This window comes from Yoonia sp. I 8.24, assembly GCF_022096995.1.
In the GTDB taxonomy this organism is placed as follows: Bacteria; Pseudomonadota; Alphaproteobacteria; order Rhodobacterales; family Rhodobacteraceae; genus Yoonia.
Genome location: NZ_JACXGQ010000004.1, coordinates 1 through 24,686, shown reverse-complemented (window position 1 = coordinate 24,686; position 24,686 = coordinate 1). Strand labels below are relative to the sequence as shown.

Annotated in this window: 30 protein-coding genes; 18 read left to right on the top strand and 12 right to left on the bottom strand. The window is 54.4% G+C overall.

Annotation, left to right across the window (positions count from 1 at the left end; all coding sequences use genetic code 11):
- Positions 1 to 44: 44 nt before the first annotated feature.
- Both Yoon_RS08690 and Yoon_RS08685 read left to right on the top strand, forming a co-directional pair.
- Entirely contained in the window at positions 45 to 641 is a 597-nt protein-coding gene (locus Yoon_RS08690) for a metalloprotease (protein ID WP_238111770.1), read from the top strand.
- Positions 641 to 1,072, top strand: a complete 432-nt coding sequence (locus Yoon_RS08685; protein WP_238111769.1) for a low molecular weight protein-tyrosine-phosphatase — start codon at positions 641 to 643, stop codon at positions 1,070 to 1,072. Before Yoon_RS08690 ends, Yoon_RS08685 begins: the two co-directional genes overlap by 1 nt.
- Here Yoon_RS08685 and Yoon_RS08680 read toward each other — a convergent pair.
- Positions 1,032 to 1,367: an arginine transporter gene (locus Yoon_RS08680; protein ID WP_238111767.1), complete on the bottom strand. Its 336-nt coding sequence runs from the start codon at positions 1,365 to 1,367 to the stop codon at positions 1,032 to 1,034. The two genes, Yoon_RS08685 and Yoon_RS08680, sit on opposite strands and share 41 nt — an antisense overlap.
- Positions 1,368 to 1,574: 207 nt before the next feature.
- Between Yoon_RS08680 and Yoon_RS08675 the strand changes: the two genes are divergently transcribed.
- From Yoon_RS08675 to Yoon_RS08655, 5 genes are all read left to right on the top strand, one after another.
- Entirely contained in the window at positions 1,575 to 3,152 is a 1,578-nt protein-coding gene (locus Yoon_RS08675; RefSeq protein ID WP_238111765.1) for a DUF4034 domain-containing protein, read from the top strand.
- 122 nt (positions 3,153 to 3,274) lie between these two features.
- Complete coding sequence (gene lepA / locus Yoon_RS08670) at positions 3,275 to 5,074, top strand: translation elongation factor 4 (protein WP_238111764.1); 1,800 nt, start codon at positions 3,275 to 3,277, stop codon at positions 5,072 to 5,074.
- A gap of 116 nt (positions 5,075 to 5,190) precedes the next feature.
- Positions 5,191 to 5,922, top strand: coding sequence for a hypothetical protein (locus Yoon_RS08665; protein WP_238111763.1), 732 nt, complete (start codon positions 5,191 to 5,193; stop codon positions 5,920 to 5,922).
- Positions 5,923 to 6,096: 174 nt separating this feature from the next.
- Positions 6,097 to 6,285, top strand: coding sequence for a CTP synthetase (locus tag Yoon_RS08660; RefSeq protein WP_238111762.1), 189 nt, complete (start codon positions 6,097 to 6,099; stop codon positions 6,283 to 6,285).
- Positions 6,286 to 6,333: 48 nt separating this feature from the next.
- On the top strand, positions 6,334 to 6,840 hold the full coding sequence (locus Yoon_RS08655; protein WP_238111761.1) for an alkylphosphonate utilization protein: 507 nt from the start codon (positions 6,334 to 6,336) through the stop codon (positions 6,838 to 6,840).
- A 132-nt stretch (positions 6,841 to 6,972) separates the two neighbouring features.
- Here the strand turns inward: Yoon_RS08655 and Yoon_RS08650 are convergent, their stop codons facing one another.
- Together Yoon_RS08650 and Yoon_RS08645 are read right to left on the bottom strand one after the other, a co-directional pair.
- Positions 6,973 to 7,089, bottom strand: coding sequence for an entericidin A/B family lipoprotein (locus tag Yoon_RS08650; RefSeq protein WP_255698755.1), 117 nt, complete (start codon positions 7,087 to 7,089; stop codon positions 6,973 to 6,975).
- A 55-nt stretch (positions 7,090 to 7,144) separates the two neighbouring features.
- Entirely contained in the window at positions 7,145 to 7,897 is a 753-nt protein-coding gene (locus Yoon_RS08645) for an alpha/beta fold hydrolase (RefSeq protein ID WP_238111760.1), read from the bottom strand.
- Between the two features lie 42 nt (positions 7,898 to 7,939).
- On the opposite strand from Yoon_RS08645, the gene Yoon_RS08640 reads away from it, so the two are divergent.
- Entirely contained in the window at positions 7,940 to 8,356 is a 417-nt protein-coding gene (locus Yoon_RS08640; protein ID WP_238111759.1) for a hypothetical protein, read from the top strand.
- Here the strand turns inward: Yoon_RS08640 and Yoon_RS08635 are convergent.
- From Yoon_RS08635 to glyA, 3 genes are all read right to left on the bottom strand, one after another.
- On the bottom strand, positions 8,286 to 9,155 hold the full coding sequence (locus Yoon_RS08635) for a DUF817 domain-containing protein (protein ID WP_238111758.1): 870 nt from the start codon (positions 9,153 to 9,155) through the stop codon (positions 8,286 to 8,288). The two genes, Yoon_RS08640 and Yoon_RS08635, sit on opposite strands and share 71 nt — an antisense overlap.
- 163 nt (positions 9,156 to 9,318) lie before the next feature.
- Positions 9,319 to 9,987 (bottom strand): hypothetical protein, encoded by a 669-nt coding sequence (locus Yoon_RS08630; RefSeq protein WP_238111757.1) that lies wholly within the window; start codon positions 9,985 to 9,987, stop codon positions 9,319 to 9,321.
- 260 nt (positions 9,988 to 10,247) lie between these two features.
- Positions 10,248 to 11,543 carry a serine hydroxymethyltransferase gene (gene glyA, locus Yoon_RS08625; protein ID WP_238111755.1) on the bottom strand — a complete coding sequence of 432 codons (1,296 nt, stop codon included), beginning with the start codon at positions 11,541 to 11,543 and terminating at the stop codon, positions 10,248 to 10,250.
- Positions 11,544 to 11,729: 186 nt separating this feature from the next.
- Here glyA and Yoon_RS08620 point away from each other — a divergent pair, with 186 nt between their 5' ends.
- From Yoon_RS08620 to trpB, 6 genes are all read left to right on the top strand, one after another.
- Complete coding sequence (locus Yoon_RS08620) at positions 11,730 to 12,494, top strand: NAD kinase (protein WP_238111754.1); 765 nt, start codon at positions 11,730 to 11,732, stop codon at positions 12,492 to 12,494.
- A 161-nt stretch (positions 12,495 to 12,655) separates the two neighbouring features.
- Positions 12,656 to 13,498, top strand: coding sequence for a phytanoyl-CoA dioxygenase family protein (locus tag Yoon_RS08615; RefSeq protein ID WP_238111752.1), 843 nt, complete (start codon positions 12,656 to 12,658; stop codon positions 13,496 to 13,498).
- Between the two features lie 337 nt (positions 13,499 to 13,835).
- Positions 13,836 to 14,117 carry an integration host factor subunit beta gene (gene ihfB / locus Yoon_RS08610; protein ID WP_113775794.1) on the top strand — a complete coding sequence of 94 codons (282 nt, stop codon included), beginning with the start codon at positions 13,836 to 13,838 and terminating at the stop codon, positions 14,115 to 14,117.
- A gap of 9 nt (positions 14,118 to 14,126) precedes the next feature.
- Positions 14,127 to 14,483 (top strand): LapA family protein, encoded by a 357-nt coding sequence (locus tag Yoon_RS08605; RefSeq protein ID WP_238111750.1) that lies wholly within the window; start codon positions 14,127 to 14,129, stop codon positions 14,481 to 14,483.
- The gene (locus tag Yoon_RS08600; protein ID WP_238111748.1) at positions 14,483 to 15,133 is read left to right on the top strand and encodes a phosphoribosylanthranilate isomerase; all 651 of its coding nucleotides are present in this window, start codon (positions 14,483 to 14,485) and stop codon (positions 15,131 to 15,133) included. The genes Yoon_RS08605 and Yoon_RS08600 overlap by 1 nt, the downstream gene beginning before the upstream one ends.
- A gap of 83 nt (positions 15,134 to 15,216) precedes the next feature.
- On the top strand, positions 15,217 to 16,443 hold the full coding sequence (gene trpB / locus Yoon_RS08595; RefSeq protein ID WP_238111747.1) for a tryptophan synthase subunit beta: 1,227 nt from the start codon (positions 15,217 to 15,219) through the stop codon (positions 16,441 to 16,443).
- On the opposite strand, the gene Yoon_RS08590 is transcribed toward trpB, so the two are convergent.
- From Yoon_RS08590 to pth, 4 genes are read right to left on the bottom strand one after another with little or no spacing between them, the layout of a single operon-like run.
- Positions 16,440 to 16,817 (bottom strand): DUF2237 family protein, encoded by a 378-nt coding sequence (locus tag Yoon_RS08590; protein WP_238111745.1) that lies wholly within the window; start codon positions 16,815 to 16,817, stop codon positions 16,440 to 16,442. The two genes, trpB and Yoon_RS08590, sit on opposite strands and share 4 nt — an antisense overlap.
- Positions 16,810 to 17,970 (bottom strand): serine hydrolase, encoded by a 1,161-nt coding sequence (locus Yoon_RS08585; RefSeq protein ID WP_238111744.1) that lies wholly within the window; start codon positions 17,968 to 17,970, stop codon positions 16,810 to 16,812. Before Yoon_RS08585 ends, Yoon_RS08590 begins: the two co-directional genes overlap by 8 nt.
- Entirely contained in the window at positions 17,967 to 19,019 is a 1,053-nt protein-coding gene (locus tag Yoon_RS08580) for a DUF2332 family protein (protein WP_238111743.1), read from the bottom strand. The genes Yoon_RS08585 and Yoon_RS08580 overlap by 4 nt, the downstream gene beginning before the upstream one ends.
- Positions 19,016 to 19,690 carry an aminoacyl-tRNA hydrolase gene (gene pth, locus Yoon_RS08575; protein ID WP_238111742.1) on the bottom strand — a complete coding sequence of 225 codons (675 nt, stop codon included), beginning with the start codon at positions 19,688 to 19,690 and terminating at the stop codon, positions 19,016 to 19,018. Before pth ends, Yoon_RS08580 begins: the two co-directional genes overlap by 4 nt.
- Before the next feature lie 174 nt (positions 19,691 to 19,864).
- On the opposite strand from pth, the gene Yoon_RS08570 reads away from it, so the two are divergent.
- Positions 19,865 to 20,659 carry a hypothetical protein gene (locus Yoon_RS08570; RefSeq protein ID WP_238111741.1) on the top strand — a complete coding sequence of 265 codons (795 nt, stop codon included), beginning with the start codon at positions 19,865 to 19,867 and terminating at the stop codon, positions 20,657 to 20,659.
- Between the two features lie 56 nt (positions 20,660 to 20,715).
- On the opposite strand, the gene Yoon_RS08565 is transcribed toward Yoon_RS08570, so the two are convergent.
- Complete coding sequence (locus Yoon_RS08565; RefSeq protein WP_238111740.1) at positions 20,716 to 21,351, bottom strand: 50S ribosomal protein L25/general stress protein Ctc; 636 nt, start codon at positions 21,349 to 21,351, stop codon at positions 20,716 to 20,718.
- Positions 21,352 to 21,566: 215 nt separating this feature from the next.
- On the opposite strand from Yoon_RS08565, the gene Yoon_RS08560 reads away from it, so the two are divergent.
- The 3 genes from Yoon_RS08560 (at position 21,567) to Yoon_RS08550 (ending at position 23,818) form a co-directional block, all read left to right on the top strand.
- A complete protein-coding gene (locus Yoon_RS08560) occupies positions 21,567 to 21,932 on the top strand; it encodes a hypothetical protein (RefSeq protein WP_238111739.1) in 366 nt (121 codons plus the stop codon).
- A 67-nt stretch (positions 21,933 to 21,999) separates the two neighbouring features.
- A complete protein-coding gene (locus Yoon_RS08555; RefSeq protein ID WP_238111737.1) occupies positions 22,000 to 23,385 on the top strand; it encodes a PepSY domain-containing protein in 1,386 nt (461 codons plus the stop codon).
- A 79-nt stretch (positions 23,386 to 23,464) separates the two neighbouring features.
- Entirely contained in the window at positions 23,465 to 23,818 is a 354-nt protein-coding gene (locus tag Yoon_RS08550; protein WP_238111736.1) for an ADP-ribosylation/crystallin J1, read from the top strand.
- A gap of 593 nt (positions 23,819 to 24,411) precedes the next feature.
- Here the strand turns inward: Yoon_RS08550 and Yoon_RS08545 are convergent.
- Entirely contained in the window at positions 24,412 to 24,639 is a 228-nt protein-coding gene (locus Yoon_RS08545; RefSeq protein ID WP_238111734.1) for a hypothetical protein, read from the bottom strand.
- Between the last annotated feature and the right edge of the window lie 47 nt (positions 24,640 to 24,686).

Below are 24,686 nucleotides of genomic sequence, written 5' to 3'. Positions count from 1 at the left end.
CGTTTGGGGTGAGGGTTGAAGTCGGGCAATCGCTAGGGGTGTTGTTGCTGTTTCTTGTCGTGTTTTCTGGCGGTGATATTGTCCGCAGCCTGATTTTCGCTGCCATGCTGGTCACAGCAATCTTTTTGCACGAATTTGGGCATGCGGTCGGTTGTATCGTGCAGGGCGTGCCCGTGCGCCGTGTGATGATTAATGGTGGCGGTGGGTTTTGCGAACCCGCGCGATCCCCGACACGGTATCAAAGTGAATTGATCGTTGCGATGGGGCCGCTGGTGAACCTTGCGCTTTGGGCGCTGTGTTCGCTGGGGGCAAAAATGATTTGGTCCGGCGATACCTACCCATCGCAAGCGATGATGATCATCGCGGGTTATCTGATGCAATTCGCGTTTTTGAACCTCGTCTTGTTCATTTTCAATATGATGCCTGTGCAGCCATTGGACGGGGGCAAGTTACTGCATCTCTTTTTGTTGCGGTTTTTGCGGCCGGTTACAGCGCATCGTGCAACAGGTGGGATTGGCCTTGTGGTGGCCGTCGCATGGATACCCACGATGATTATTGCCTATGCGATGTTCGGTTGGTTGCTGTTTTTCATGCCCTCGATCATCGGGCATTACCGGATGGCCAAAGGGCACCTGTCGTGATGCGTGTGCTTTGTGTGTGTTTGGGCAATATTTGCCGCTCTCCGACGGCTGAAGCCGTGTTGCGCGCAATGATCCCGGATCTGAGCCTTGATAGCGCGGGCACCGGGGGGTGGCATGTTGGTGAACCACCCTATGCGCCTATGCAGGCGGTGGCAGGTGCGCGTGGCTATGACCTGAGCGGTTTGCGCGCGCGTCAGTTCACCGTCTCGGACTTTGACGATTTTGATCTGATCATTGCAATGGACGCGCAAAATCTGGCCGATATCGAACGGCAACGCCCGGCAGGGAATGTGACACCCGTACGGCTGATGGCAGAGATCGACGTGCCCGATCCCTATTACTCTGGCGATTTTGATGGGTGTCTAGACATTATCGAAAACGCGGCGCGCCTTATGCAACGGGCACACAAATCTGGCTCGCCAGTTCTGTGAAGCTTTTGTAGCGGAGCCAAAATGCCTCGGAATTCGGATTGTCGGATTGCCGAGTGTCTTGGGCTAATTGCGGATCGCTAAAGAATTCCGCAGCACGCGACTGATCGCGCCCATTCAGGGTTTGGTTGGCCACACTTTGCACACAGCCGCAGAGTTCCGGGGAAGCCGCCGAACGTCCCGCCGATTGGCAAGCATGTGAAATCTCGCCCGTGGCACTTGGCACGCCGGAGCTGCGCCCGCCGCCGCCACATGCCGTCATGCCGACCAACGCACCGATGACTAGAATATACCGCATATTGCCTCTCTCTGGCCGCTGTCTGCGCAGACGGTCCGACTGATGATGCCCTCGGGCGGATTATGGCGGGGGATGCGGCGCGATGCAATTGGGGAAATTTCTCGCTCCGCTCTCGGTGTGGCTCTTTTTTGGCGTTTTTGTGGATATTTAATCTTGCTTGGGTTGAGCGTCCGTGTTCAATTTTCCTAAATTGCATAGGATTCTAGGATGCGTCTATTTTTCGTATTGGGTTTGTTTTTATTCCAACCCTTGTCCGCTTGGGCGGCTGTCACACCAGAAGCCCTACGTGAAATGGCGTATGCTGGCGATATCGATGGCGCCGAAGCCGCGTTCGCACAGGCGCATGCCGAAAGCTTGGAGGGGACTATCAGCTACAATGACTTGCGAGAGCTTGTGACGATACTGATCGCTTCGCATCCTGACGTGATCGATTTTGTCGACGCTTGGATGGCAGAATATCCGGATTCACCCTATGCCCAGACAGCGTACGCTTTTCAAATGCGAGCGACGGCATGGCGGCTGCGTGGTGAAAGCTACGCTGGGCGAACGCCCCCTGAAGCAATGCAAGCTTTTCGAGATCTCCAGAACCAAGGTATGACCATTGCCTTAGAGGCATACGCGCGCGTGCCTGACTATGTGCCGGCTTCTGACGCTGTCATTCTGCACCAGTTAACAACAAAGCGACTAGATTGGGACGCGTTCGAAATTATCGTCGCGGACGTAATGGCAATCACACCGAACCGCGGCTCGCTTTGGCGGGCATCATTGCTCACTTTGCCACAGTGGGGTGGGGTTGGACACCGCGGCGTGCAGGGGCTGTGTGAACATTATGCTGACCAGATTCCGGATGTCGAAGATGGGTATACTGTCGATGTTTGCATCGTTGATTTGATTCATACGACATCTTCAGGGGAGGCTGCGCAAGCGTTTGCAAATCGGCGGCTCGGGACGTTGACCCATCCCAACGTGCTTTTGGCAAGGCTACGGCAGGCAAGAGACCGTGGAAATCCAGAGGACGATGCCTTGATCCTCTCATATCTTGCAGATGTCGGTCTGAACGATCGTTTCAATGCGACAAACCTGGCATGGCAACTGCGCATTACCGATGAGGCTGAGGCCCAACTGCGTGCCATGGATGCGCGTTGGCAGGCCGAGGCCGAGGCTGGAATTATTCACGACCCCTATAGTAAAGATTACATCGATGTTTTGTTGGGAAGGTACAATTTGCCGATCGCTCTGGGCCGTCACTTTGATGCCGCAAAGCGGGCACAACGTGATCTATTGGAGCAACGTCTTGCGGCAAGCGCGATCTTTGACGCAGGCGCTTGGGCTGACGTAGGTTTGGCGAAAAGGGGTTCAGCGCGCTCATCTGCCGACATGTTGCTTGCAGATCCATATTATATCAATGCGATGCACTACGGAAATTATGCGCAAGAATACACAACAGGTCTATTGGCCGTAAAATCTGATTTGTTTGCGGTGCATCAAATGCTCATTGAAAGTGGTCAGCCTACGGAACTAACTAACACACAGATTGAGCACGATGTGCTGTGTCCGCTCGCGCGGGTGGACCGGCTGTTTGTAGAAAAGTGCGAAACCAATCCGGACCCGCACCACCCGTGCAGCTCATTCGAGGAAGTTTACCCGTCTTACCGGGTGGCCATGGACTACATTGTTGCCGAAGGGATGTGCGAGGCCGAGCGCAATGCACCGATTGAAGATCTTTTGTATGAGCCTGTACGTCCAGCTTTTGATGAACTTCATCTAGGGATCGCAAATCGGTAGGGAGAAGTCATGATTGCGCTTTCGCGGGGCCCGCGTTGAACGAATGATCGGCGCAATCCCCTTGCAAAACCCGTGTTCTTTGGCCATTGACAGGTTCAAACTTTGCACAGGGCTTTCCCTTCATGACTGATCTCGATCACATCCGTAACTTCTCAATCGTTGCGCATATTGACCACGGTAAATCCACGCTTGCGGATCGTCTGATCCAAGAGACAAATACCGTGGCTGAGCGCGATATGAAGGCGCAGATGCTCGACAGTATGGATATTGAGCGCGAGCGCGGGATTACCATTAAGGCCAACACGGTGCGCATCGATTACACCGCGCAAAACGGCCAATCTTATGTGCTGAACCTGATCGACACCCCCGGCCACGTCGATTTCGCCTATGAGGTTTCGCGGTCCATGCGTGCGGTCGAAGGGTCGTTGCTGGTTGTGGACAGCACCCAAGGCGTTGAAGCGCAGACGCTGGCCAATGTGTACCACGCGATTGATGCGGACCATGAAATCGTGCCTGTGCTGAACAAGATCGACCTGCCTGCGTCAGAATGCGATCAGGTTGCAGCACAGATCGAGGATGTGATCGGGATCGATGCGTCAGAGGCGATCCGCGTGTCGGCCAAAACCGGCGAAGGCATTGTTGAGACGCTTGAATCCATCGTCCACAAGCTGCCAGCCCCAACAGGCGACCGTGATGCCCCGCTCAAGGCGATGCTGGTCGACAGTTGGTATGACAGCTACTTGGGCGTGATCGTCTTGGTACGGATCATCGACGGCACGATGAAAAAGGGCGACCGGGTGAAATTCCTATCCAACGGCACCGTGCATGGGATCGATAAGATCGGCGTGTTCCGTCCGCAAATGCAAGACGTCGCTGATCTGGGTCCCGGCGAGATTGGGTTTATCACAGCGTCCATCAAACAGGTGCGCGACACCCGTGTTGGTGACACGATCACGTCGGAAAAGAAGGGCACCGAAGATGCGTTGCCCGGCTTTAAACCCGCGCAACCTGTTGTGTTCTGTGGGCTGTTCCCCGTGGATAGCGCCGAATTCGAAGACCTGCGCGATGCGATCGAAAAGCTCGCGCTCAACGATGCGTCGTTTAGCTTTGAGATGGAAACATCCGCAGCACTTGGCTTTGGCTTTCGCTGTGGGTTCTTGGGGCTGTTGCACCTTGAGGTTATCCGTGACCGGATTGAACGCGAATATAATATTGAGCTGATCACAACCGCACCGTCGGTTGTCTATCACGTCTATATGCGCGACGGCGAGATGATCGACCTGCACAACCCCGCCGATATGCCCGACCTGACCCATGTGGACCATGTTGAGGAACCACGGATCAAAGCGACGATCCTTGTGCCGGACGACTATCTGGGTGACGTGCTGAAACTTTGCCAAGACCGCCGCGGCGTGCAGTTGGACCTTACCTATGCCGGGTCCCGCGCGATGGTGGTCTATGATCTGCCATTGAACGAGGTCGTGTTTGATTTCTACGACCGCCTGAAATCGGTGACCAAGGGCTATGCGTCGTTCGATTACCAAATGACGGGTTACCAGCAGGACAATCTGGTGAAAATGTCGGTGCTGGTCAACGATGAACCCGTTGATGCGCTGTCGATGATGGTGCACCGCGACCGCGCGGAACAGCGGGGCCGGGCGATGGTTGAAAAGCTCAAAGACCTGATCCCCCGCCACATGTTCAAAATCCCGATCCAAGCGGCCATCGGCGGCAAAGTCATCGCCCGCGAAACCCTATCGGCCCTGCGCAAAGACGTGACCGCCAAATGCTACGGCGGCGACGCATCGCGCAAACGCAAGCTGCTGGATAAGCAAAAGGCGGGTAAGAAAAAGATGCGGCAGTTTGGTAAGGTGGATATCCCGCAGGAAGCTTTCATTAGCGCACTGAAAATGGACAGTTAGAAGCTGGCCATTTTAAGCGCGCGTGTGGGAAAGCTATTGGCGCAGCCAATTGCGGCCGCACTGGGTGAGGTAGGGCGCAGGGGTTCGCACTGCTACCGTTTTTATTGGAGGCGAATTTGAGGAGAGCACCGGATGAAACGCTATTAGAATACCAGTCGATCTATGGCGAAAAGGAGGGAAAGTCCGTTTATCTGATCACAAACGCCACAAGCCAGTTGTTTCGCGAGTGGCGAGTGTTTTTATATTTTTTCGCGGGAAATAAAGAGCGTGTCGACGCCTTGAACGCGTCATCGGGTTCCTCTACGCGCATTATCCAGAAGGCGCTCTGGGATAGCGCGATCTTAAAGATCAGGCGACTTACCGATCCAGCCAAACAGAAATCAAACAATAATTTGAGTTTGGAGCAGCTAGTTCGAATTGCAGATCGGGCTTGCGATATAGATTTGACGCAACTCCATGATGCGATAGACGACAAAGTGTCTAGTTGTAACAAGCATGCTGATAAATACCTTGCTCATAGTGATTTGCCCCATGCGCATGGCACAAAGGTAGCCCCTGTAACGCGGCAGGAAACAACAGAAGCAGTTGTCGCGATCGGTGATTTTGTAAGACTGTTTCATCAGAAAACACGGCAAGTTGACTATGCCTTGATGCCTATCGGAGGCTCCAATGATGAAAAGCAATTCCTGATGCATCTATTTTTAGGACACCAAAAAGATACTGCCAATAGAAAAGAGCGTTTAGAAAAGGCTAAGAGCGGGGCACCTTTTGAGGGCACGGACCACGATTGGCCAGAGTGGATTTTTAATAAGTCAACCAATGATCTGTTCAAGCCTTTTGAGACATAGGGATTGCCAAATCTTCGATTTGGCAGCGCCCGAACCGCCCCCACGGGGCGGGCGCTTCGCTTCCTGCCCCTCGGTTCGGGCGCGGCGCGCCTGATTGAGCATTTGACCCACATCAAAGCCCCCTTGTCTCACCACTGCTAGTCTCCGCCCGAAACAACTCGTTCGGAGATTATCATGCTACGCCTCGCGTCCACGCTTTATTCCATCATCGGCACCAGTCTTGCCGGTAGTCTTGTGATCGCGGCGCTGGTCACGGGCTATGATACGGCCGTGCCGATTATCGTTGCTGCGGCTGTGGGGGCGGTGCTTGGCTTGCCTGTCAGCTATTTCGTCGCCCGCGCGATTACCCAAAACATCAAGTAGACGGATGGCGCCTTTCCTTGGCTGCGCAATCGGCGTAGACCGACCTGCATGACTTGCCCCTTATGCCAAACCGCTGACGCCCCGCTGACATCCTGTCCCGTTCCGGGCGGGCCTGACGGCGCGGCTGTCGATATCTGTGACACCTGCATTGCGCTATTGGACACGCCCGAGGAATCGCATTTTCGGGGGCTCGCCAGCACCATGTGGTCCGAAGACCCCTGCATTGCCGTGCTTGCCGCGCGGACGTTGAAAAAGATCGGCACGCCGTGGGCGCTCGATCTGGCGGATCAGCAGTATTTAGACGATGAAACGCGGGCTTGGGCGGATAATGTCGCCGCTGTAAGCGCGCATAAAGATGCCCATGGCGCGACCCTAAACGCGGGCGATACGGTTGTTTTGATCAAGGACCTGCCGGTCAAAGGGGCGGGGTTCACGGCCAAACGCGGGACAGCCGTGCGCGGCATTTCATTGGTTGCCGAAAATCCAGCGCACATCGAAGGCCGCGTTGAAGGCCAGCGCATTGTGATCCTAACGGAATTTGTGAAAAAGAAATAGCGACGGAAACGCCACGCCCGCACGTATCAAACCCATCAAACGATGGAGCTGCGCCATGTATTATCTACCACATGTTTTTATTGCCGTGATGGGTGGGTTGAGCGTCGCGACGTTTCTGACGTCTGGCGTTGTTTAAAGTGCGTTATCGACAGCCTGACCGGCGTTTGTGATATCGCGGCCGACGCCTTTGACAGTTTCGCATGCGGACAGGCCGATGACGGACAAGACAAGAAATGCGCGGATGATCATGGTGGACCTCAGAATATTGGTTTCGCGAAAACCCTAGCCGCTGGGCAGGGCGTTATCAAGATGGGTCTGGCATGTTCAGGAATGCGGTGACTGCGGCGGCGAATTCTCGCGGCTTTTGTGCGTGCAGCCAGTGCCCCGCCTCCGGAATTTTCGCAAATTTGGCCTGCGGGAACAGGGATTTGATCGCGGGGCGGTGCTCGGGCAACACATAGTCTGATTCAGCGCCTGATAGAAACAGCGCCGGCCCGTCAAATGATCCGCTCACCTGCGGGAAGCCGACGATCTTGGCCATATCAGCTTCGAGCACATCAAGGTTCAGCCGCCAGCGTTTTTCTTTCAGGTCAAGGCTTTGCAGTAAGAAATCATCGACGCCGGGCTCTAATGCTCCCAATTGCGCCTTGGCTTCGCTGCGCGAGGTTACCGCCATAAGGTCCACATTGCGCATCGCATTGAGCGGCCCGATCTGCGTGTGCTGATAGGCGACTGGCGCGATGTCGGCCACGATCAACCGTCGCAGTTTGGCGGGGTGGGTCAGCGCAAGCACCATTGCCGCCTTACCGCCCATGGAATGCCCAAGTACGTCCATAGGCTGGTCGATCACTTCGGACAAATCCCTCGCCATATCTGCGTAGGATTGGCTGTCAAACCACGGGCTGCTGCCGTGGTTGCGCATATCAACCGTGATCACTGGGCGTTCAGCGGCAAGGCGTTTTGCGATGACGCCCCAATTACGCGCGGACCCGTACAGACCATGCGCAATTAAAAGGGGTGTGCCCGCGGGCCCGTCATAGTGTACCGTGTTTAACATGCATCTGTTTTAACCCTTTGTGCGTGCAAAGTGCCAGAGGGATTGAGCGACGATTGGTTTATGATTACCGGGTGTTTTATGGTCCAGATGATTGAACAAAATATTGCCGAAATCCGTGCGCTTTTTGAATCCAAGCTGCGTGTACGCGGGGCGTCATTGGCTGTGCAATTGCGCAAAGCCCGGCGTCATTTGCCGCGCGCCGTCCGGCGTGACGTGACATATCTTGTTGAAACTGCTGAATTGAGCCAGAACCCCAAGCTGGTACGTATGGTGGATACTGCCCGCATCGCGCGTGCGCATCGCAACACGGTGGCGTTCCTTGAAAATGTCGATCTGCGTGAGCAACGCATCACCGGGCTGATCAATGTGGTTGCGGCGATTGCATTGGCTATTTTGGTGACGGCGGCATTGGTGATCTATGTGCTGGTGCAACGGGGTTACGTCGGACCGGGTCTTTGACCACCAAGGTGACGGTCGCAAAGGCCACATAAAGCAGCAGATACCACGACCCGATTTTCGCAAAGCTGACCAGTTCCAGCGGGTTTTGCCCCGCGTATATCCATGTGCCCGTCAGCGTGCCGATGTTTTCGGCGATCCATAGAAACAGGCTGCTCAGAAATGCAGCGACGGGCAGTGGCATCCAGTACCAGTTTGCCCCGATGCGGAACCAAATGCGGGTGCGGATGTAAAATAGGGCGGTGGCGGCGAACAGAATCACACGGAAATCCCAGATGTAATGATGGCTGAAAAAGTTGACGTAAGCCGCCACGGCCAGCCCAAAGTGCAGCAGCATCGGTGGGAAGGGCGCGAATTGCATGTCAAACAGACGAATGACTCGCGCCATGTAGCTGCCGACGGCGGCATACATGAAGCCCGAAAACAGCGGCACTTCGTAGATTTTGAACAGCGCAACTTCCGGATAACCCCAAGACCCAGCACTGACCTTGAACCATTCCATCGCGGTGCCGGTGATGTGGAACAAAAGGATCACGCGGGCCTCGGCCCATGTTTCCAGCTTATAGTGTAAGAACAGCGCTTGCAGCCCAAGCGCGATTAAGAACAGCGCGTCATAACGGGCGAGGGGCCAGTGATCCTGCCAGATCATCTTGGTCCCAATGATCGCCACCAAAAGGCACGCCCCAAACAAACAGGCCCATGCCTGCTTGAGGACAAACATCACAAATTCAACCACCCCAGCGGGGAGGCGGCGGCGCATCGCATCGCCAAGACGGCGTTCAGTGATATGGGTTTGGGTCATGGAGAGGGAGTAAATTATAAATTGAGAAAATGCGATGTATGTTTGTGCAGATTCTCATGAAGGCTGTCATGTCTGGTCAGCGGACGGAGCGGACTTTCGCTGCACGTGCGCCAACGGTTGTTTTATGTTGGTAGCTATGCATGCTTGGCGCAGGCTGCCACTATTAGTCTGCAAGAAAAGACAAGCAATCTTGGGCAGTCAATTGTGTTGTGACGGACTGATTGGTATATGTGAGTTCATATTTTACGTTCTCGAGGCCGCCATTGAAGTAGCCTTCTAAATCGCGACAAAGCGATTGGCCTTCGATACCGTCCGTCGTGAAAGAACGTTTCAATTCAGATATCTTATCGGGGACCACTGGAAATGTGTAGCTGAAGGAATAAACCAAATCATCACCGATAATTTCGACTCCGTTCAATGTGGTTTCCGCGTCCAATACTTGTGGTAGCTGCTTGTTGAGTTCAGCAATTTCACGCGTGAGCATAAACCGAGGTGTCGCTATTGACGGGTCCAGCACTGTGGCTGTGGTGAAACCCACGTTTGCCGCCCCAAGTCCTGCGATGGCGATACCCAACCACCCCCAACCGCCCGGCTTGCGGTTGTTGAAGCCTGCTTTGAACATCGCCCGGAGCAGCAGCAAGGCTACGATTGTGCAAACTAAGAGAAGAGTTTTGTGCCCGAAATCCAGTGATTCAATTTCATCTTGGTCGCTTGCGGTAAGATATTGTTGCGTCATGAACCAAGTGCTGATGCGCCAGATCAGCCCGAACCCCACAATGCCCACCCAATAGGTGACGGCCAAGCTCTTTTTGCCGTTCAAAAGATCAATCATTTTACTACCCCAAACATATATTTATGAGTTATTTTTCGCTAACTTTCAGCACCCAACATTCTAGTAGTCAATCAAGTTGTAATGAACACTGGCATCGGCGATGGAAAATACTGCAGATTTCGACGTCCACATTCGTAGGTTGCATTGAGAACAGCCATTCGTCGACTTCGCAGATTCTGGAACTCTGGTCTCTTAGCCGACATTCGACAAAATTGACGTAGCACCGGGCATCAGGTGGGCCGGAGCCCACCTGAATTTTCTTATAGGTTCGGATACATCGGGAACTTGTCGCAGAGCGCTTCGACTTCGGCGCGGACTTTGGCTTCGACTTCGCCGTTGCCCTCTTCACCGTTGGCGGCAAGCCCGTCGGTGACTTCGACGATCCAGTCCGCGATCTGACGGAACTCGGCCTCGCCGAATCCGCGTGTTGTGCCTGCGGGTGAGCCCAGACGGATACCGGATGTGACCATTGGTTTTTCAGGGTCAAACGGGATGCCGTTTTTGTTGCAGGTGATATGCGCGCGGCCCAGTGAATTTTCGGTCGCGTTGCCTTTGACGCCCTTGGGGCGCAGATCCACAAGCATCAGGTGGCTGTCTGTACCGCCTGATACGATATCAAGCCCACCTTTCATCAGTTGATCCGCCAGGGCTTGAGCGTTTTTGACGACCTGCTCTTGGTAAGATTTGAACTCGGGGCGCAGGGCCTCGCCGAAGGCCACGGCTTTCCCGGCGATAACATGCATCAGCGGGCCGCCTTGGATGCCGGGGAAGATGGCAGAGTTCACCTTTTTCGCGATATCCGCATCGTTGGTGCAGATCATGCCGCCGCGTGGGCCGCGCAGGGTTTTATGCGTGGTTGTTGTAGCAACATGCGCGTGCGGGAAGGGAGATGGGTAGATGCCCGCAGCGACAAGCCCAGCAAAATGCGCCATATCGACCATCAAGATCGCGCCAACAGAATCCGCAATCTCGCGCATTTTTGCGAAATCGATGATGCGCGGAATGGCGGACCCACCTGCGATGATCATTTTGGGCTGGTGTTCGGTGGCCAGTGCTTGGACTTCGTCATAGTCCAGCAGGCTGTCTTGGCGGCGTACGCCATATTGCACGGCATTGTAGATTTTACCTGATTGGTTTGGCTTTGCACCGTGGGTCAAGTGACCGCCCGCGTCCAAAGACATACCAAGGATCGTGTCGCCGGGTTTGATCAATGCGTTATAGACACCTTGGTTCGCTTGCGATCCAGAGTTCGGCTGCACGTTCACATATTCACAGCCAAACAACTGTTTGGCGCGGTCGATGGCGATGTTTTCGGCAACATCGACATATTCGCACCCGCCATAGTAACGACGACCCGGATACCCTTCGGCGTATTTGTTTGTCATCACGCTGCCTTGGGCTTCCATGACAGCGGCTGATACGATGTTTTCAGAAGCGATCAATTCGATCTCTTTGCGCTGGCGACCAAGTTCGCCTGTGATTGCTGCGTGAATTTCAGGGTCGCGGGTATCAAGTGTTTCGGTGAAAAAGCCGGCGTCGCGGACATCTGCGGTCATGGGTGTTTTCCTTGTCTCAGGGGCCAATTGCAAAGTGATGGGACCTCATACCGTAGGAATGCCCCGTTCTAAAGCATCAAAACGACCATGATCTTTATGAGCGCGTCATGTAGGTTTCTTATCGGCGTCTTGCGTTTCACGGGTGATCCGCTCACTACTAGGTCGAATAAGAGGAATAATTCACCAATGACGCAGCCTAAAATCGCCTTTGTTGCCAGCCCCGTACCGACTGCACAAACTGCGCTGCACGCATTGACGGCGCTGCATAATGGTGTCGCGCCAGCACAGGCTGATGTCATTGTTGCGTTGGGTGGTGACGGGTTCATGTTGCAGACCTTGCACAGCACCCAAGAGCTAGATGTGCCTGTGTACGGTATGAACCGCGGCACCGTTGGGTTCTTGATGAATGAATATAGTGCGGATGATCTGGGTGAACGGTTGAATGCTGCCGTCGAAGAGGTGATCAACCCACTGGCGATGACCGCGCTCACCGTGGATGGCCAGATGCACGACGCGCTGGCGATTAACGAGGTCAGCTTGCTGCGCGCAGGGCCGCAGGCAGCGAAATTGCGGATCACCGTTGATGGCAAACTGCGGTTGCCTGAACTGGTGTGCGATGGCGCGCTTTTGGCGACGCCTGCCGGGTCGACCGCCTATAACTATTCCGCGCATGGGCCGATCTTGCCGATTGGGTCGGATGTGCTTGCGCTCACGGCAATGTCAGCGTTTCGGCCGCGGCGTTGGCGGGGGGCCTTGCTGCCCAAGCGGGCGGTTGTGCGGTTCGATGTGATCGATCCTGCCAAACGTCCTGTGATGGCCGATGCCGATGGGGAATCTGTGCGCGATGTGTCGAGCGTTGAAATCCGGTCAGAGCCGACGATCAAACACCGGATTTTATTTGATCCGGGACATGGGCTTGAGGAACGGTTGATCCGTGAACAGTTCGTGTGAATTTTCACACATGAAACTGCGTTAAATCAGCTATATACATACCCTAAAATTTGGTATCGCATCGACGGGGCGAAAGGCTGGTTTTCGCCGGGCTGATGTCGCAAATGAATAAGACTTGTCGCATTTGCGGTTTTTTACTCCTGCTAAACAAGGAGGACTAAATGCAAATTTCTGATACTGACCTGATCAATCTTGCGGATTATCCGATCCAATCTGATAGCCCTGAAAGAAATGCAGTCTTGGCCCGCGTTTGGGCGGATCTAGAAAAAGACGGTTGCGCCGTTTTGAAAGGGTTCTTGACGCCTGCGGGTGTTGCTGCGCTTACCGAAGAAGCAGACGGCGTTGCCGATCGGGGGCATAGCTCATTCAGCAAAACCAACGTCTACTTTAGCCAAGATGACCCCAGCCTGCCCGAGGATGATCCGCGGCGTCAGTTTTATGACCGCTCGAATGCGTTCATTGCGGCGGATAACTTTGCCAAAGATGGCCCGTTGCGGCAGGTGCATGATTTCGAAGGTTTCGATCAGTTCATTCAAGATTGCCTGCAGGAAGAGAAGTTTTATCGCTACGCTGATCCGCTCGCGGATGTGATTGTGAACATGGCGTCGGAAGGAAACGGATTTCCGTGGCACTTTGACACCAACAATTTCACCGTGACGCTCGCAATTCAAAATGCCAACGCGGGAGGCGCATTTGAATACGCCCCGAAAATCCGCGAAAAAGATGAGAACTTCCCTGAGGTGAAACGCGTCTTGGATGGAACGTCAGACAAGATACATGTGCTCAACCTTGAACCGGGCGATTTGCAGCTGTTTCGCGGTCGGTACTCTCTCCACCGTGTTGCGCCGCTTGAGGGTGAGCGCCCGCGCTATGTCGCGATCTTTTCTTATGTTGAAGAACCGGGAATGGTCGGCAGTGTCGAGCGGACAAAACAGCTTTATGGGCGCACGCTTCCTATCCACGAAGAACGGGCGGGGCAGCGCGCTGACGCCTACCTTGACTAGATTTGGTAACTTTTAAGTCTAGTAAAGCTGCGACCGCGTGCGTTTATCATGCGCGATATCGCCTAACCCCCTATAAAAATTGACCAAATGGTCAATGACGATTCGCGCGCGGCCTGCGTGCGAATCATTCATTTTATCTGTGGTGCCGAAAATCGTGCCACGACCCGAAGGCCGGGGTTTAGATGGATTTCAAGGCAATTTTTCTGATTTCTTCCTACATTTTGCGCAATTTCACCCTGTACTCACTATTTCCTGAACGCAGGAAACTGCCTATAGTCATTTGAAAAGCGGGGATAAACCGCGACGATGTGATATGTGTATTTTGGGAGGCTACGTTATGATCCGTTCTGAATTGATTCAAAAAATTGCTGATGAGAACCCGCATCTGTATCAACGTGACGTTGAGAGAATTGTGAATACGATCTTTGAAGAGATCACAGACGCTATGTCGCGGGGCGACCGTGTCGAATTACGTGGCTTTGGCGCGTTTTCGGTGAAAAAACGGGACCAGCGTATTGGCCGTAACCCGCGCACGGGGGAAGCGGTCGAAGTCGAAGAGAAACATGTTCCGTTCTTCAAGACCGGCAAGCTTTTGCGGGATCGTTTGAACGGCAACTAAGAGGAAGCCATGAAAACAATTCGTTATGCCTTTTGGGCCATTGCTGGGCTGTGCTTGATAATCATTGGGCTCGCTAATCGCGACGCGGTGACAGTGCGGGCTATGCCACAGGCACTTGCCGATGTGCTGGGCCTATCGCCGGACATACAGCTTCCCCTATTTATCGTCATCTTCATTGGCGTTGGGGTTGGGCTGCTGATCGGCTTCTTGTGGGAATGGGTGCGCGAACACCGCACACGTTCCGATTCACGCGCAAAAAGCCGTGAACTTGATGCCTTGCGCCGCGAAGTGAAAAAACTGCGTGGTGAGGCCGTGGGCGCAAAAGACAGCGATGACGTGCTGGCACTTTTGGAAAACGCGGGCTGATGTCATCTGATATTCGGATTAAGATCTGTGGTCTGCGGACCGCAGCTGATATCGTGGCCGCAACCGACGCCGGTGCGACCTATATCGGGTTTAACTTTTTTCCCAAATCCCCGCGCTACGTTAGCTTTGACCAAGCGCTTGATCTTGCCATTGATGTGCCGATTGGCGTGGCCAAGGTGGGGCTCGTGGTGAATGCAGATGATGCGCTGCTGGATGATCTGACGGAAAAGGTGCCACTGGATATGTTGCAGCTTCACGGATCAGAAACACCTGAACGTGTTGCTGAAATTCGCGCGCGTTACGGCCTGCCGGTAATCAAAGTATTGGGCGTGTCAGGGCCAGATGACCTTGATGCGATTGATCGCTATAGCGTCGTTGCCGATCAATTGATGCTGGATGCGAAGCCACCCAAAGATGCAGTGCTGCCGGGCGGGAATGGTATCAGTTTTGACTGGACCTTGCTGTCTGGGCGCAAATACTGGACCAAACCGTGGATGCTTGCAGGCGGTCTGAACCCTGAAAATGTGGCTGAAGCGATTGCAAACACCGGCACGCGGCAGGTTGATGTGGCGTCGGGTGTGGAAACTGCGCCGGGCGTCAAAGATGCGGCCCTGATGAAAGCGTTTTGCGACGCTGCGCACGGCGCCTAATCTTACCCAATAGTTTGCTTGCCTGCTTTACCCTTTTGAACAATCGCGCTAGTCCTGACAGGCGCGATAAAAAGAGATGTGACATGTCCAACGATCTATTCAACAGCTTCATGACCGGTCCCGACGAAAAGGGACGTTTTGGTGATTTTGGGGGCCGTTTTGTTTCGGAAACCCTGATGCCGCTGATCCTCGAACTTGAGGAGCAGTATGAGTTTGCCAAGACTGATGATAGTTTCTGGGCAGAGATGAACGATTTGTGGACCAACTACGTTGGCCGCCCAAGCCCGCTGTACCACGCCGAACGGCTGTCCGAACATCTGGGTGGCGCTAAGATTTATCTCAAACGCGATGAGCTAAACCACACAGGCGCACATAAGATCAATAACGTGCTCGGCCAGATTATTCTGGCGCGCCGCATGGGCAAAACCCGGATTATCGCGGAAACCGGCGCGGGGCAGCATGGTGTCGCGACGGCGACTGTTTGTGCGAAATTTGGTCTCCAATGCGTAGTTTACATGGGCGCGCATGACGTTGAACGCCAAGCGCCCAATGTGTTCCGTATGCGTCTTTTGGGGGCCGAAGTGGTCCCTGTGACCTCGGGTCGTGGCACGCTGAAGGATGCGATGAATGATGCGTTGCGCGACTGGGTGACCAACGTACGCGACACGTTTTATTGCATCGGCACTGTGGCCGGCCCACATCCTTACCCCGCGATGGTGCGTGATTTTCAAGCGATCATTGGCAAGGAAACCAAAGAGCAAATGCAAGCCGCCGAAGGCCGTTTGCCCGACACGTTGATCGCCGCAATCGGTGGTGGCTCTAACGCGATGGGGCTGTTCTTTCCGTTTCTTGACGACAAGGACGTCAACATCATCGGCGTCGAAGCTGGCGGTAAAGGCGTGAATGCCAAGATGGAACACTGCGCGTCGTTGACTGGTGGCCGCCCTGGCGTGCTGCATGGCAACCGCACCTACTTGTTGCAAGATGATGATGGTCAGATCCTCGAAGGGTTTAGCATCTCAGCAGGTCTTGATTACCCCGGCATCGGGCCAGAGCACGCTTGGCTACATGAAATCGGCCGTGCGCAATACGTGTCGATTACGGATGTTGAGGCGCTTGAGGCGTTCCAGCTGTCTTGCGCGCTTGAAGGAATTATTCCTGCGCTGGAACCATCCCATGCGCTTGCGCATGTGATGAAGATTGCGCCGACGCTGCCCAAAGACCACCTGCTGGTGATGAATATGTGTGGGCGCGGCGACAAGGATATCTTTACCGTCGCAAAGCACCTTGGCTTTGATATGAAGGCCTAAGGCTGATCTGTCGCGTATTGTTGCAGCACGTCAATCGACACGATTTCAAGCGCGCGAACATGCGTGCCGTGGAGATTGACCTGCGGCGCGCAGCCTTCCTCGTGCGCTTGTAGAAACCTGCTGGCGCATAGGCACCAGCTATCCCCAGCGCTGAGCCCTTTGAAACCAAATTCAGGGCGCGGCGTGCTGAGGTCATTCCCAAAGTATTTTGAATAGGCCAAAAATTCATCGGTCATCACAGCGCAAACCGTGTGGCTGCCTGTGTCTTGCGCGCAGGTATCGCAGGCGCCGTTTCGAAAATACCCTGTGACCGGATCCGTCGAACAGGGGGCGAGCGGGTGTCCGAAGACGTTCAGCGATGGGTCTTTATCCATGGGCGGTCAGGCTTTCTGCGATCTGTTGGAACACGATTTCGTTTTCGCGGCTCACACCGTCGTCGCGAAAGGCGCGATCGGCGCTATGGGCGGCGATGACGACATTGTTGATTTGATCAATGTAGATGTATTGCCCGTAAATGCCACGCGCCAAAAACTGCCCCGCTTCATAACCCAAGGGTATCCACCATTGATAGCCATAGCCGATTTCACCGGGGGCCGTTTTGGCGGTGGCACGGGTTGATTGCGTGACCCAATCTGCGGGAACAATCTGTTTGCCTTGCCACATGCCGCCCTGCGCCATCATCTGGCCAAAACGTGCATTGTCGCGCGTTGTGCTGTTCAGCCCGCCCAGTACAAAAGCTACGCCATTGCCGTCCGTCACGTAATAGGGCGCGTGTTCCATCCCTAAGGGGGCGATGATCTTTTCTTGCAATAACTCTGCAATCCCACGCCCTGTCGCGCCACGGATGACCATACCCAAGACATGGGTGTCGATAGAGACATATTCCATCCGCGTACCGGGGGCGGCGGCGCTGGTCTTTTGTTTTTGTGCAAACCCATCCATCGACCCGCCAAGCGCCAAAACACGCCCCATCCGGTTGATATCTGAAAAGAAGGCCAGATAGTCTTCGTCGAATTTCAGCCCCGATGACATTTGCAACACGTCTTTGATGGTCGCATCCTGATAGGCGGTGCCCGCCAATGCGGGCGCGTATTTCAACACAGGATCGTCAATGCTGTCGATCGAACCCTCAGATAACACCACGCCAAACAAGGCCGAGAGATAGCTTTTTGATACCGACCAGTTGATCCGCAGATCATCCGCGCCCGTGCCGTGAAAGTAGTCTTCAAAGACCTGCTGCCCGTCCTTCAATATGACCAATGCGGTGACGCTGCGCGCGTCGATCCATTGACGCATGTCCGGTGTCAGATCTATCGAGCGGCCTAGCGGTAAGGGAGATTTGTCGCCTTTAGCGGGCAGTTGCTCGTGCAGAAAAGCTGCATCCATATGCGAGAAATTTTGCACGATGCTCTCAGGAGAAAAGAGGCGTAGCACATGGCGCAGCCGTTTGATTTCTCTGCGTTTGCATATTGCGGCTATGGTGATCGCACCCGCGGCAAGCGTGAAAATCCAATCGATCAGGCTCATGTCTGTGTGGCCTTGTTTGGGGTGTCTTGGTGATACCATTGCACCCACCGCCCATGAAAATCGGCGCGTCCAAGCGCGATGGTGATATCACCGGGCCAAAGACGCAAGGTAAGCGCGGCACCGGGCGTTGTGCCATCTGTCTCCATCGTGAACCATGCCATGGGGGTCTCTGCTGTGGCAGTCAGCCCCGCTTGTTCGATCAAGGCGGTGCCAGTGATCTGTTTATCGCGCGGGAAATATTGCCAAGCCACCGTGCTATAGATCAGATGCAATTGACCGGGGGTATGGGCTAGTGCCGTTTCCAGCCAATCGATGGCGTCAGCTTTGACAACCTTGGTCTGCGCGACAGCCATTGCGGCGCGGGTCAGGGTGATCCGATGGGGCTGGTCCGCCCAAAGATATGATTGCAAGCGCTGTGCATCGCGCGGAAGTTCTAGCGGATTTAAATCCACACCTGCGCGCACGACAACTGTTGGCGGTGTCGTGGGTGGGGGCGGTCCGGTCCAATCAGGGCGCAGCTTGAGCGCGGGCAAGGCCGCACCAAACTGCTGCTTGCCGATAGCCAGCGCGTAGTCGTCCCAATGTAGGTTCAGTCCCGCGCTCGCGCCAAGTTCTGACAAGCGGATCGGCAGGTGGAACCGTTCGGCAAGCATATGCCCCACAGCGATTAAAACAGCGGATCGGCGGACTTCGTTGGTTTGGGGGGCTTGGTCGAGATGGGCATTGATGGCCGTACAATGCTGAAGCAGCGCCGCACAAACTGCGTCCCATATTTTATCTGGGTCACCTTGCCGGGGCGGGTAGACAGCGGTCAGTTCGGGATCACCGGCCAATTTACAGGCATGCAATGCCCCAGCAAGCCGTAAGGGCACGGATTGTCCGCTTGGATAGAGATCGCCTTGCCACTCGAAGATACGTTTGGTCACCGGGCTGTCTGGCCAGGGCCGCGTCGCGCACAGGGTCATAAGCTGTGCCATAAAAGGTGAATCGAGTTCCGCGCAGGCAGTGGCTTGGCCTAAAAATGCGTCGCGGACCCGGTCAGGTATCACCGAAAGCGATCCACAAGCTTTTGCATCGGGGAACGGCTATCCTCTTGCTGGGTGGGCAAGGTGGTGACAGGTTTTGGCTTGGGCTTGCTTGTCGAAGACCGGGGAGGGGCGACGCGCAGCGCGATCGCATTCAAAAACTTAGGTCCATCGCCCGCGATCAGATGTTCAATCCCGTCACTGATCCCGCGCATCTCATCATCAAGCCATGCGGCGTCTGCTTTTGAAAAATCGCGCAAGACATAGCCTGCGACGGCGTCTTTGTGGCCGGGGTGACCGATGCCCATACGTACACGGTCGTAGTCTGGGCCAATATGCCCGTGAATAGAGCGCAACCCATTGTGGCCTGCATGGCCGCCACCCGTTTTCAGGCGTACCTTGCCCGGTGCCAGATCAAGCTCATCATGAAAGACGATGACGTCTTCAGGGGCGACCTTAAGATAGCGCATTGCCTCGCCGACAGATTGACCGGAAAGGTTCATGAAAGTTTCGGGTTTCAGAAGGGCAACCTTTTCAGAGCCAAAGCGCCCATCAGATATTTGCCCTTGGAATTTACTGCGCCAGGGCGAAAACCCATGATCGGTTGCGATAACATCCATAGCCATAAAGCCGATGTTGTGACGATTTTGCGCGTATTTCGCGCCGGGGTTGCCGAGGCCTACGATCAGTTTCATAACGCTTTCTTAACCTATGCCGCAGTGCGGCGCTAGTGGGTCGTCTGAGATTGCCGATGATGCACCAGCATGATTGCAATCTGTTCGCGATGGGCAGAAATCGACACAACTACAGGTTGGCATTGTTCGGGGAATTGACTAAGTGTTGCATTCCGACGGTGAACGAATTGCAGTATGACTTACGAACCAAAAACACTGGGCGATAAGCTCGCACTAATAACGGCGGCACGACCTAAGCAGACGTTGCTTTTGGCCATTTTTAAGGTTCTGATATTTCTAGGAAATTTAGGTCTATTCGTTGCTGTTTGCTTTCTAACGCTCCTGTTGACCAACGTATTGCCATCGCACGAAATCGAGCGAGATGCGATCATGACGGGCTTGATGGTGTTCGGGGGCGTCTGGGTGTTGTTTATTCTGTGGCAGCTTGCCGAAAGGAAGCGCAGCACCACGACTTCACATGGATTACTGAAATTCGACCGTCAGGGCTTTATGCGCAATCTGCGACTGGACGCAAAGACGGCCATTATTGACGGCAGCAATATCTATCACTTTGGGCACGAAAAGAAAGTCGACGCGCAGCCGCTTGGTATGCTCGCGCACGCCCTGCGCGAAGAAGGGTATCGTATCGTCTGTTTCTTTGACGCGAATATTTACTTTACGCTGATTGAACACGGCGCTTTTTCGGCGCGAAACCGGCACGAGCTTGGATTGCTGATCGACATATTTGGATTGCGGGCCGATGAAATCTACATTGTCCCAAGCGGTGTCCAAGCGGATGATTTCATTTTGGAAAGCCTGCATCAGCTGCCAATATCGTTTGCTGTGACCAACGACCTGTACCGCGACTATGCGCAGAAATATCCCGACGTGATGCAAAGCAAGCATTGGCGCAAAGGCGTTGTGTTGACCAAGAACGAAGTCAAGCTGCGGCAACATGCGTTTGCGCAGCCGCTCCGTATTGCGGGCTGACCAAACAAAAAGGGCACCCGAAACGGATGCCCTTTGATCCACGCTGAAGCGTTGGACTATTCTTCTGAAGGTGCCTCAGCAACCGCTTCTTCGCCGCCTTCTTCTTCGTCATCGGCTGCCATTGTGCGTGGTGCAGCAATGTTTGCGATGACAAAGTCACGGTCGATCACAGATTTCGCACCTTCAGGAAGCGTGACTTCGCTGATGTGGATTGTGTCGCCCATTTCGTGGTTCGCCAGATCGATTGTGAGGTGATCAGGGATGTCGCCAGCCAGAACGTCAAGTTCGACTTCGTTACGCACAACAGTCAGTGTGCCACCTTTTTTGATGCCTGGGCATGTCTCAGCGTTTTCAAACTCAACAGGAATGAACAGCTTCACACGGCTTGTGCGCTTGAGGCGCATCAGGTCGATGTGACGTGGCAAGTCTTTGACAACGTCGCGCTGAACGCCGCGGCAGATCACGCGTACGTCTTCTTGGCCTTCAACCTTGAGGTTGAAAAGCGTCGACATAAAGCGGCCTTTGCGCAGCATGGTCAGCAGGTAGTTGAATGGGATGCTAATTGATTGGGGCTCTGCGCCACCACCATAAACAATGCCAGGTACGTCGCCATCACGGCGAGCTTGGCGGGCGGCCCCCTTGCCTGTCCCCGCGCGTACCTTGGCGTTAAGATCTGGGATCTTTCCAGCCATAGTAATTCTCCGATATATGAATGGGCCGCCCTCCAAGGGTGTGCGGACCCGGTAAGACCTGTGCCTATAGAAGGGATTCGCCTTTTTGGAAAGGGGGTTCATTGATTGTGGCGTGGCTTTTACCGCTAGGAAGCACTTCTTTGGGATACCTTAGATCAAGAGATGTCAGAAAACAGTGCTCGCACTAGGGACGAAGAACGATTATGAGGCATGTCATGCGACGCGGATTTGACATCATTTCTAGGCTGTTAACCACTTTTGTGCTGCTATTGGCCCTTGGGGCTGGAGGTCTGTCTGCACCTGTCAAACAACCTACGCTGACAGACGATGTGATTGCCTATCTCGCCGCAGGCGGGTCATTTTCTGACCTGTGTGGCAATACGACGGACCCAAGCAAAGCCAGCGGCGGACATTGCCCGGCCTGTCATTTGATTGCTGCGGCTGTTTTGCCGGATGCACTTACTAGCGCACCGATTACTCTGCCGGGCGATTACACGCGGCTTGTTGCGACGGCCCAGAACATGCGCAACGCCCAATCTCTTGATCCAGCGCGACTGTCGCGCGCACCACCCCAAGCCTGATTTCTTTTCATCAAAGATTTCAACTGATCCGCCCAAAACGGCGGACCCAAAGGCTTGGAGCCAATGAATGACGACACTTGAAACGAATGCGCAGCCCACAGGCGCGGCGCAAAAACTATACCGTGCAGCTTGGCGCTGGCACTTTTACGCGGGGCTTGTTGTGATCCCGTTTCTGACCACGCTTGCGGTGACAGGCATGGCGATGTTGTGGATCGCTTGGATCGACGGGCGTGATGGCGCGCGGACCGAAGTGATTCCACAAGAGACTACGCTGCCTGTTTCGGTGCAAGCAGAGGCGGCTCTTGCGGCCATCGATGATGGCGTGGTGAAACAATATATTGCCCCACGTACCGACGATGTGGTTGCGCTTTTTCGGGTTGATCAAGGGGATGATGCGATCATGGTCGCGGTCGATCCGTACACGGCGACTGTCATCGAAACTTTTCCGCGCCGTAGCGGGTGGTATGATTTCTTTGACCATATCCATGGTGATCTCATGCTGGGCCTAGCAGGGGACAGACTTATTGAAACGGCGGCGTCGCTGTGTTTGGTGCTTGTCGCGACGGGTCTTTATATGTGGTGGCCGCGTGACGACGGGTGGCGCAGGTCATTTATCCCCCGCTTTTCAAAAGGCCGGAGCCTGTGGAAGTCACTGCACGGGGTTGTTGGCATGTGGGTATCCATTGTGCTGGTCTTCTTTTTGATTTCGGGGCTTGCATGGGCCGGTATTTGGGGTGGAAAAATGGTCCAAGCCTGGAGCCAATTCCCCGCAGAAAAATGGGCAAATGTGCCGCTTTCCGATAAAACCCACGCAAGTATGAACCACGAACGGCGCGAAGTGCCTTGGGCGCTTGAACAAACGCCGTTGCCTGCCTCTGGTAGTGATGTTGGGACTGACGGCATCGCTGGGTTCGTGTCCATCGACACGGTGGATGCCTTGGCCCGTGAGATCGGTTTTGACGCACGTTATCAGATGAACCTGCCGTCCGGCGATACCGGGGTTTGGACGCTTAGCCGCGATTCCATGAGCGTCGATAGCACTAGCCCGACGACGGACCGCACCGTTCATGTGGATCAATACACTGGCAATGTTCTGGCCGATGTGCGCTACGCGGATTATTCGCTTGCGGGTAAAGCGATGGCCGTCGGCATTGCACTACACATGGGCACATTGGGACTGTGGAGCGTGCTGGCCAATACGGTCGTTTGCCTTGCCGTGATCTTCCTATGTGTCAGTTCGCTCGTGCTGTGGTGGAAACGCCGCCCCGCCAAAGCGGGCCGCCTTGCCGCGCCCGCTATGCCGCAAGAAATGCCACTATGGCAGGGGGCGGCACTGGTTGGGCTCGGCGTTTCGATGGCGTTCCCTATGGCGGGGCTTGCACTGCTGACGGTGCTGGCACTTGATACGTTGATCTTGGCGCGCATCCCGAAATTGCGGGCGGTGTTGAGTTAAGATCAGTGACCACACCCAGCAATGGCTGGGTGTGGTTTTTGATATTGTATCTACCTAGGGGTGATATTATTCAAACCGTATGGCACATAAAGCAAAAATTGTGGTCTTATGGCGACCGGTCGGACCTGAAGAACTCGCGTTGATGGAGGCCGCCGATATGGAGGCTTTTCCGCCTCGTCTTCCTGAGCAACCGATATTCTATCCTGTGTTGACTGAGGATTACGCCATTAAGATTGCGCGTGATTGGAACGTGAAGGCCAGCGGGTCTGGTTACGTCACTCGCTTTGAAGTCCTAAAATCGTACCTTGATGCATATGACGTCCAAGAAGCCGGTGGGCGCGCGCATTTGGAATATTGGATTCCTGCGGAAGATGTTGACGCGTTTAACGCGGCAATCGTCAGAAAAATAGAAGTAACGCGCGAATTTCGATAGGGCCGGTTAGTCGCTTAGATTTTTGTAGAGTGCCTTCAGGATGTCGGTGCCTTCATGGGTGCTTGCGATAAAGCAAGGCGCGTCCCACTCGTCAAGAAAGATGAAATCGGCCCCGCCAAACTTAAAATCAATATGTGTGATGTTTTGATGGTTCCATGGCTTGCCGTAGCAATCATGGAGTGCGCCTAGAACTTTGTCGTATGCCTTTATCGTTGCTGGGTTTTTTTTGGGGCTGCTTTGCAGCTTATGTCTCACATATTAAGGCGCAGCTTGCCGTGTCAGATGCGATGTTTGGGACGCTTTTACTTGGCTTTGCGACTGGCTTGGTCTCGTCGATGTGGTTGGCACCGATGTTGGAGCGCAAACTGGGCGCACGGGCCTTGCAGGCGGTTTGTACTGGCGTGGTTGACCCCAGGTTTCATAACAACGCCCTTAGGGTTTGCGGTCGCGTCAATGTGTGTGGGGCTACGTTTGGCTTGCCTATCGCGTTCGGCGGCGTGGCGGCATTGCGCGGTCCCGCTGGTGTTAACCGTTGCAAAAATTCCGCGCCGGAGAGAATAGGACCGACGAAGTGTCGGCCCCTAAAATCGAAATCAGTCGATCAGAATCTCTTCTTCGTCATCGTCGTCATCAAGCTGTGACGCAATTAGCAGTGCCGCCAGAACACCCAAAACGATGTAAGCTGGTTTAACAGAAGATGTCACAGGCTCTTCCATCACTTCGACGGGTTCGATGATGACAGGTGCAACACCACCCGCAAAGGCAGCTGTTGATGTCAAGGCGATTGCCGTTGCAGCGGCGAGAGTAGTTGTGAAACGCATTTTGGTTCTCCGAAATATATGTGGTTGTGTATTTGAGCTTTAAAAAT

What these genes read in the sequence shown, in the direction of transcription:
- Yoon_RS08685 (WP_238111769.1), top strand. Translation starts at nt 641, where the DNA reads ATGCGTGTGCTTTGTGTGTGTTTGGGCAATATTTGCCGCTCTCCGACG.
- Yoon_RS08680 (WP_238111767.1), bottom strand. Translation starts at nt 1,367, where the DNA reads ATGCGGTATATTCTAGTCATCGGTGCGTTGGTCGGCATGACGGCATGT.
- Yoon_RS08675 (WP_238111765.1), top strand. Translation starts at nt 1,575, where the DNA reads ATGCGTCTATTTTTCGTATTGGGTTTGTTTTTATTCCAACCCTTGTCC.
- lepA (WP_238111764.1), top strand. Translation starts at nt 3,275, where the DNA reads ATGACTGATCTCGATCACATCCGTAACTTCTCAATCGTTGCGCATATT.
- Yoon_RS08660 (WP_238111762.1), top strand. Translation starts at nt 6,097, where the DNA reads ATGCTACGCCTCGCGTCCACGCTTTATTCCATCATCGGCACCAGTCTT.
- Yoon_RS08655 (WP_238111761.1), top strand. Translation starts at nt 6,334, where the DNA reads ATGACTTGCCCCTTATGCCAAACCGCTGACGCCCCGCTGACATCCTGT.
- Yoon_RS08650 (WP_255698755.1), bottom strand. Translation starts at nt 7,089, where the DNA reads ATGATCATCCGCGCATTTCTTGTCTTGTCCGTCATCGGCCTGTCCGCA.
- Yoon_RS08645 (WP_238111760.1), bottom strand. Translation starts at nt 7,897, where the DNA reads ATGTTAAACACGGTACACTATGACGGGCCCGCGGGCACACCCCTTTTA.
- Yoon_RS08635 (WP_238111758.1), bottom strand. Translation starts at nt 9,155, where the DNA reads ATGACCCAAACCCATATCACTGAACGCCGTCTTGGCGATGCGATGCGC.
- Yoon_RS08630 (WP_238111757.1), bottom strand. Translation starts at nt 9,987, where the DNA reads ATGATTGATCTTTTGAACGGCAAAAAGAGCTTGGCCGTCACCTATTGG.
- glyA (WP_238111755.1), bottom strand. Translation starts at nt 11,543, where the DNA reads ATGACCGCAGATGTCCGCGACGCCGGCTTTTTCACCGAAACACTTGAT.
- Yoon_RS08620 (WP_238111754.1), top strand. Translation starts at nt 11,730, where the DNA reads ATGACGCAGCCTAAAATCGCCTTTGTTGCCAGCCCCGTACCGACTGCA.
- Yoon_RS08615 (WP_238111752.1), top strand. Translation starts at nt 12,656, where the DNA reads ATGCAAATTTCTGATACTGACCTGATCAATCTTGCGGATTATCCGATC.
- ihfB (WP_113775794.1), top strand. Translation starts at nt 13,836, where the DNA reads ATGATCCGTTCTGAATTGATTCAAAAAATTGCTGATGAGAACCCGCAT.
- Yoon_RS08605 (WP_238111750.1), top strand. Translation starts at nt 14,127, where the DNA reads ATGAAAACAATTCGTTATGCCTTTTGGGCCATTGCTGGGCTGTGCTTG.
- Yoon_RS08600 (WP_238111748.1), top strand. Translation starts at nt 14,483, where the DNA reads ATGTCATCTGATATTCGGATTAAGATCTGTGGTCTGCGGACCGCAGCT.
- trpB (WP_238111747.1), top strand. Translation starts at nt 15,217, where the DNA reads ATGTCCAACGATCTATTCAACAGCTTCATGACCGGTCCCGACGAAAAG.
- Yoon_RS08590 (WP_238111745.1), bottom strand. Translation starts at nt 16,817, where the DNA reads ATGGATAAAGACCCATCGCTGAACGTCTTCGGACACCCGCTCGCCCCC.
- Yoon_RS08585 (WP_238111744.1), bottom strand. Translation starts at nt 17,970, where the DNA reads ATGAGCCTGATCGATTGGATTTTCACGCTTGCCGCGGGTGCGATCACC.
- pth (WP_238111742.1), bottom strand. Translation starts at nt 19,690, where the DNA reads ATGAAACTGATCGTAGGCCTCGGCAACCCCGGCGCGAAATACGCGCAA.
- Yoon_RS08570 (WP_238111741.1), top strand. Translation starts at nt 19,865, where the DNA reads ATGACTTACGAACCAAAAACACTGGGCGATAAGCTCGCACTAATAACG.
- Yoon_RS08565 (WP_238111740.1), bottom strand. Translation starts at nt 21,351, where the DNA reads ATGGCTGGAAAGATCCCAGATCTTAACGCCAAGGTACGCGCGGGGACA.
- Yoon_RS08560 (WP_238111739.1), top strand. Translation starts at nt 21,567, where the DNA reads ATGCGACGCGGATTTGACATCATTTCTAGGCTGTTAACCACTTTTGTG.
- Yoon_RS08555 (WP_238111737.1), top strand. Translation starts at nt 22,000, where the DNA reads ATGACGACACTTGAAACGAATGCGCAGCCCACAGGCGCGGCGCAAAAA.
- Yoon_RS08550 (WP_238111736.1), top strand. Translation starts at nt 23,465, where the DNA reads ATGGCACATAAAGCAAAAATTGTGGTCTTATGGCGACCGGTCGGACCT.
- Yoon_RS08545 (WP_238111734.1), bottom strand. Translation starts at nt 24,639, where the DNA reads ATGCGTTTCACAACTACTCTCGCCGCTGCAACGGCAATCGCCTTGACA.